The sequence below is a fragment of the Ruegeria sp. CDSC079 genome (assembly GCF_059610505.1).
The window spans coordinates 53,675-60,485 of record NZ_JBXWNT010000014.1; the positions used below are offsets into that span (position 1 = coordinate 53,675).

Here is a 6,811-nt window from a genome sequence, read left to right on the forward strand (position 1 = left end):
GGTGAGTGCTGGTCTTATTTGATGATACCGATCTCTTTCGAGATGGTCTGGATCTGACCCACGGATTGCGCAACAAAATCCTGGAAAGCTGCGCCTTGCAGGTCCAGCGGGGCCAGACCATTGGCGGCCATGACCTCTTTCCATTCATCCGAGGCGTAAAGATCACCGATCTTACCGACCCAATCGCCATAGGCCTCATCGCTCATTCCGCCAGGGGCGTAGAACCCGCGCCAGTTTGCGCCGATGGCATCAATGCCCTGTTCCTTGGCCGTCGGGAAATCAGCGAATTCGCCGGGCAGACGTTCAGGCGCCAATACGGCGATGACTTTGATATCGCCCGAGTCGACAAAACCCTTGGCTTCCGAGATGTCACCGGTAAAGGCTTGAACCGAACCGGCCAACAGCTGGGTCACAGCTTCGCCGCCGCCATCAAAGGCGATGTATTTGACCGACCGTACGTCCTCGATGCCATAGGCATTGGCCGCGATCAGAACCTTCAGGTGATCCCAACCGCCCACGGCGGAACCGCCCGCCACGGACACAGACGTCGGATCGGATTTGATCTGATCCAACAGGTCGGGCAGCGTGTTAACCGCGCTATCGGCTGCAACGGCGATCACGCCATAATCCGCACCGATGGCCGCTAGCCAACGCACCTGATCCATGGTGTTGCCTGGATAGGCGCCCTGCGCCAGGCGGGTCGCCGTGGCTGCGCTGGCCGCTACGATCAGCTCATTATCCTCGCCGCGCTTGTTGACGACCTCGGCAAAGGCAACACCGCCACCGCCGCCGGCCAGGTTCACAACCTGCATGGTCTGGTCGATCAGACCCAGATCCTGCAGAGATTTTCCGACCTGACGGCAGGTGAAATCCCAACCGCCGCCGGGGTTGGCCGGGGCAATACATTCCTGTGCGCTGGCGCTCACGCCGGACAGGGCAAAAACAGCAGCCGCAATCGCGCCGCTTGTTCCAAACAGTTTCATTCGTGTCTCCTCCTCTGGTCTTTTTGGGCTGCGTCCTGCAACCGAAACCTGTTCCCGCAAGGGACTGTCCTTGCGGGCTGGTACTGTTTACAGAATAATGCTGTCACGAACCTGTCACAGAAATTCAGGGCAGGGCGCGGGGGGACAATGCGCGTATTGATGATCGAGGATGCCGTAGATCTGGCCGAGGGCGTAATGGCCCATCTGGCGCGGTCGGGCGTCGTTTGTGATCTGGCGACCACCGTCGAATCCGCAGGTGATTTCCGCGCAGTTCAAACCTATGACGCGATGCTTCTGGATATAAACCTGCCTGACGGGTCCGGCCTGAACTTTCTGGGCAAACTCCGAGACAGCGGCGACCGCACCCCAGTGCTAATGCTGACAGCACTGACTTCGGTCGAAGATCGTGTCGCCGCTTTGGACAAAGGTGCCGACGATTATTTGGGCAAGCCTTTTGACCAGCGCGAGCTTGAGGCGCGGTTGCGCGCCCTTGTCCGGCGCGATGCCGATCGCAAAAGCGAACAGATCACGCTGGGTCCGCTGAGCTATGCCGCCAAGGATCGCAGCGCCACGCTGAACGGTAAACGCCTGAACCTAACCGCGCGCGAGGCGGCGGTCCTGGACGCCCTGATCCGGCACGAAGGTCAGTATCTGTCGAAATCACGGCTGTATAACTCGCTTTACGGGTTCGAAGACGCCGATGTGGGGGAAAACGCGATCGAGCTGTATATCGCACGGCTCCGCAAAAAATTCACCGGCAGCGCCATCAGCATTACCACCCAGCGTGGGGTGGGGTATCGGATCGGTCTGAATGACTAGGCTGCGCCTGCCCCACAGCCTGACGGCCCGCGTTCTAAGCGCGGTGGTTCTGATCCTGGTTCTGGGCGGGTTTCTGGTTGGCCTGTCGATCTGGGCCAATGGTCGGCTGGCGGCGCGGCAGGCCTATGACCGGCTGCTGCTGGGCGCGGCCAGTGACATCGCCGAATCCGTTCGCATTCAGGACGGCCAACCCTTTGTCGACCTTCCGGTTTCAGCTTTTCAGCTGTTGGCGCAGGCGCCGGATGACCGGATTTTCTATGCGGTACAGGTGCCGGATGGCCCCTTCATCACCGGGCTGGACCGGGACACCGTGATTGAGGTGCCGCCACAAACCGGCACCACGCCTGTCTATTTCGCCGCTGATCTGAATGACGAACCCGCCCGTTTCGTCCGTGTCGCCCGCCTGTTTGCCGAGCGTGATTTCTCGGGCGAGGTGGAAATTCTGGTCGGTCAGACATTGCGCGCGCGTCAAACCATGACCGTGGGGCTGATGCGGGATGCCTTGCTGCCGATGGCTGTGGCCGGGCTGTTGCTGCTGATCATGTCGTGGTTTGTCACCCGCTCGGCCCTGCGCCCGCTTGAGGCGCTGTCCGATGACCTGACCTGCCGCGATCCTTATGACCTGACACCGATGGCCAGCGACGGGTTGCCACGCGAGTTGCAGGTGATGCTAAGCGCGATGAACCGGTTCATGGGGCGGCTGGACCGGCAAGTGGACACGATGCGCAACCTGATTGCCGACACCGCCCATCAGCTGCGCACACCCGTGGCAGCAATCCGGGTACAGGCCGAGATTGCGCAGGACGATCCCGACCTTCCAGCCCGCACGCGCGCGCTGGATCGGCTGTTGGGGCGCACCCGATCACTGGGCACGCTGCTGGATCAGTTGCTGTCGCGCGCCATGGTGATCCACCGTATCGACAGCGCCCCGCGCCGGCCCGTCGACCTGCGCGAAGTGGCGCTGGACGTGCTGGAACACAGCGATCATGAATTGATGGCCCCCACCATCGAGGTGCGTCTGGAAATCGGCGATACGCCAGTTCTTGTGAATGGCGATGCCTTTTCGATCGGCGAAGCCGCCAAGAACCTGCTTGGCAACGCTCTGCGTCATGGTCTGCCACCCGTCCGTATTGGCGCCGCGCAAGAGGGCGCGCGCGCTGTTCTGTGGGTGCGCGATCAGGGACCCGGGCCTGCGACCATAATCGCCGACCAGCTGGGGGATCGATTCAATCGCAGCACCGGTTCGGGCGAGGACAGCACCGGCCTGGGCCTGTCCATCGTGAAATCCACCGCTGAGGCTTTTGACGGCCAAGTCGAGATGGGGCGGGATGAAACCGGGTTTCGCGCAGCGCTGAGTTTCCCGGCCAGAACAGTTGAGAGCAGCACATGATCCGAGCCCTAGCCCTTGTCGTGCTGAGTTTGATTCCTTCGCTTTCGCGCGCCCAAGAAGCCATCGCAGAATTCGGCGCAGGTCAGGATCCGATGTTGATTCGGTCAACCACCGACATTGCGATCATCGCCCCCGTGCTCGAACGATTTACGGCGCTGAACCCCAATCTGCAGGTCACTTATGAACAATGGGGATCTAACGCTCTGTTCCAACATAGCCGCACGGTCTGTAAATCAGGTGAGAATCCTGCAGACATCGTGTTCTCATCCGCGATTCAACAGATGGTCTGGCTGGTGAATTCGGCCTGCGGACACCGGTTTCAATCCGACCTTACCAATGCCCTGCCCGCCGCGCGACGCTGGCGGGATGAGCTGTGGGGGATCACAACCGAACCCGCCGTCATCGTCTATAACAAGACCTTGTTACAGGATCAGAACGTCCCGCGCAGCCGGTTCGCCCTGCTGGACATGATGCGAACCCAGCCGGATCTACTGCGTGGGCGCGTGGCAACCTATGACATCGCGGCCTCGGGTCTGGGTTATCTGTTTGCCTATGGAGACAGCCTTGAGGCCACGACTTTCGGCTCTTTGATCGAAGGTTTTGCACGTATCGACGCTGTGGCCACTTGCTGTTCTGCGGAAATCATCCGCGATGTGGCCAATGGGCGCTTTTTGATCGCCTATAACGTTTTGGGGTCTTATGTGGCCAATGCCAAGGCCCCGGGCATTGGGGTGATCCTGCCAGAAGACTATACTCTGGTCCTGTCACGCGCCCTGATGATCCCGCGCCAGGCGCGGAACAAACAAGCCGCCACGGAATTCTTGGATTTTCTCCTGTCGCCACAGGCGCAAACCCTGCTGGCAACTTCGGGTCTCGTCGCCCAGATGGACACCGCCGATACGGGTTTAACGCCCAGCGCCCGAAGGTTCATCGCCCTGTCGCCGGCCCTATTGGTTGCCAGAGATCAGAACCGACGGGCCGAGCTGTTTAAGCTGTGGAACGACGCCTTCGACGTGGAAAGTGCGCGCTAGGTCTTTTCGTCGATGGCAGGTTCGATATCAGGCCGAACCGGTTCGATCTCTGCCTCTATAACCTCAGGCTCATCGGCCTCGTCGACCTCTTCCATGTCGGGCTTGGCCTTGTCCTCAAGCGCGCCAACAATCAATGGCAGCATGTGAACACCGGTGGCCGAGGCGATCTCTGGCGTTTGCGGCGTTTGCCAGCTGAGCGTGTCAAAGCTGTGGCAGTTCTGACAGACCGGACCCCATTCTGGCTGAATGTCATGGCAGTTGTCGCAGACCCATTGCGGCCCGCGCGGCGCGTTCAGCGCCTTTGCCAGCCAGCCCTGCACAACCACATCCGAGGCCCCTTCGCCGCGTTCAATCGCTGCCATCAGCGTGTAGGCGCGGGCATCAGCCTGTTTTTCGACCACATCCCCCAGCGCGCGGCGGGCTTCGGGGAAATCTTCGGCGACGATGTTCAACTCGGCCAGAATCAGGCAGGTTTCCGGATTCTGCGCGTGTATGCGGGTCAACGTCGCAAAGCGTTTGATGCGCTCGGCCGGTGATTCATCCGGTGCAATATCGGCAAAAGCATGGGCCAGATCGGGATGTGGCTGTGCCTCCCATGCCTTTTTCAGAATCTTCGTTGCGGCACGCGGCTTGCCTTTTTCGATATAGGCACGGGCAGCCATCGCTGCGGCAGGCACCAAATCAGGGGAAAGGCGGTTGGCCTCGATTGCCTGTTCCTGCTGTTCTACGGTCGAGCTTTCGTCCAGAATGCCCTTTGCCTCGGACAAGGCGAGCACCGCATCGCGGCGCTTGAACACATCGCGGGGCAAATGCCCGGATTTCAGCTTGGCGGTCAGCGTTGATCGCGCCCCAGCCCAATCCTGCGACTTGGTCTGCAGGCCCAGCAGGATATCTTGCGTTTCTTGATGGCGTGGCTTGATGGCCAATGCCTTTTCGGCCAGCTTCCGGGCGGTGTCATCATCGCCTTCGGCCAGCTTCTGCTTCATGATACCGCGCACCCCCACAAAACGCGTGGCATTATTCGTCACCAGTTTCTTATAGGTTTCAGATGCCTTTTGGGTATCGCCATTCATCTCGGCGGCCTGGGCCACCAGCAGGTTGGTCAGCTCGGGTTTGTTCAGCAGCTTTTCGGCCTTGGCGGCCTTGTTCATCGCGATCCGCCCCTCACCCGAGGCAAGCGCCATGATCCCATCGGTTAATGCCTGATATCCGCGCTGTTCCCGGCTGCGGTCGAAATAGCGCGACAGGGCTGTTTCATCCCCGTTGAGGAATTTCAGCGTGGCGATCAGCAGGGTCAGCAGCTTGAAGAACAGCCAGATCGCAATGATCATCACGCCCAGCGCAATGACCGATTGAAGCGGACCAAGCGTGTATTCCGTGCCACCCGCTGTGATCTGCACCCCGCCTTTGGTTTCCATAAGGAACCCGGCGCCAAGAGCCAACAAGCCGACAATCGCAACAAAAACAAGGATCTTAAACAGTGACCACAGCATAGCAGGCCCCTCAGTTCGAGTTCGCGCTTGAGGCAAGCGCATTTGCAGAATCCACAGCAGAAACCCGCGTCTGGGCCGCCTGTTCCCACCCTTCAAATGCAGCTTTGGCTGCATCGGGCAGGGATTTCAGCTCATCCAGAGCAGCAGAGACATCTCCGCCCGACAAAGCGGCTTGAGCCCGCGATAGGACCGCATCGGGGCTGTCACCTTCTTGCGGGGTAACCGAACGTGCACCTGTCTGGCGCTGCAAAAACGCGACAATTCCGGTGCCCTTGTCCGCGTCCCGCGCATCGGCCAACGCCGTGCGCGCAGCGGGCGCAAAGCTGTCCTGAAGTGCTGCAATCGTCGCGACACCTTCGGTCGCCGGTGCTGCCAGCGCCTCGGGAACGGTTACGCCTGCGGCCTTCAGTTCGTCGATCAGGTCGCCATAAGGTTGACCCGTATTCAACTGTTCATGCACCCGTGACAGAAGGGCTGCATTGGTCGCCGCCAGCGATTTTGCTGCAGCCTCGGCCTCGAGCGTCTGAGCGTCGGACACCATCTTTTCCACCTCGGCCCGTTGCGCGGCCAAAGAGTCCTGGAGTTTCTTCAGCTCGGCCTCGATGGCCGCGCCGGTTTCAGGTGAAGCGCCCTGCGTCAGCGCGCCACTTTCCAACTCGGCCAAACGGCTGGCAAGTGGATCAACCTTGTTGGTCAGATCGGATATGCTGGACTTCACCCCATCCAGATCAGAGGTGATTGGCGCGATTTGGCCGGTCAGCGCGTCAATCTTCTGGGACAGGTCCGACCCGTCGGTCAGAGACTTCGACAGTGTTGATATCTGATCGGATTGTGCGGTCAGCTTCGCCTCAAGCGCGGCGATTGCGTCGGACTCACCCGAGGAGAACGCGCCGCTTTGACCCAGAGCGAACCCGGCCGCCGCAGCAATCGCACCGCCAATCAGCGCCGGGATAAAGCCGCCGCGTTTTTCGACCGGCGGTTCTGCGACGGTCTGATCAGACGACGTAAGAGAGGCTTCGGCTTCGGCTTCGGCTTCGGCTTCGGCTTCGGCTTCGGCTTCGGCTTCGGCTTCGGCTTCGGCTTCGGCTTCGGCTT

The 6,811-nt window shown here is 60.5% G+C and carries 6 protein-coding genes; 3 read left to right on the forward strand and 3 right to left on the reverse strand.

Annotation, left to right across the window (positions count from 1 at the left end):
- Window positions 1-14 precede the first annotated feature (14 nt).
- Window positions 15-983 (reverse strand): Bug family tripartite tricarboxylate transporter substrate binding protein, encoded by a 969-nt coding sequence (locus AC2FIC_RS20115; protein WP_142637503.1) that lies wholly within the window; start codon window positions 981-983, stop codon window positions 15-17.
- A 147-nt stretch (window positions 984-1,130) separates the two neighbouring features.
- Between AC2FIC_RS20115 and AC2FIC_RS20120 the strand changes: the two genes are divergently transcribed.
- Genes AC2FIC_RS20120 through AC2FIC_RS20130 form a run of 3 tightly spaced genes read left to right on the forward strand, consistent with a single transcriptional unit; the run spans window position 1,131 to window position 4,223 of the window.
- Window positions 1,131-1,802, forward strand: coding sequence for a response regulator transcription factor (locus AC2FIC_RS20120; protein WP_496693125.1), 672 nt, complete (start codon window positions 1,131-1,133; stop codon window positions 1,800-1,802).
- Window positions 1,795-3,192, forward strand: coding sequence for a sensor histidine kinase (locus AC2FIC_RS20125; protein WP_496693126.1), 1,398 nt, complete (start codon window positions 1,795-1,797; stop codon window positions 3,190-3,192). The genes AC2FIC_RS20120 and AC2FIC_RS20125 overlap by 8 nt, the downstream gene beginning before the upstream one ends.
- Window positions 3,189-4,223 carry an ABC transporter substrate-binding protein gene (locus AC2FIC_RS20130; RefSeq protein WP_281973878.1) on the forward strand — a complete coding sequence of 345 codons (1,035 nt, stop codon included), beginning with the start codon at window positions 3,189-3,191 and terminating at the stop codon, window positions 4,221-4,223. Before AC2FIC_RS20125 ends, AC2FIC_RS20130 begins: the two co-directional genes overlap by 4 nt.
- Here AC2FIC_RS20130 and AC2FIC_RS20135 read toward each other — a convergent pair.
- Entirely contained in the window at window positions 4,220-5,716 is a 1,497-nt protein-coding gene (locus AC2FIC_RS20135) for a heme biosynthesis protein HemY (RefSeq protein WP_496693127.1), read from the reverse strand. The genes AC2FIC_RS20130 and AC2FIC_RS20135 overlap by 4 nt on opposite strands.
- 10 nt (window positions 5,717-5,726) lie before the next feature.
- Window positions 5,727-6,811 (reverse strand): COG4223 family protein (locus AC2FIC_RS20140; protein WP_496870209.1); only part of this gene is annotated, 1,085 nt, incomplete at its 5' end.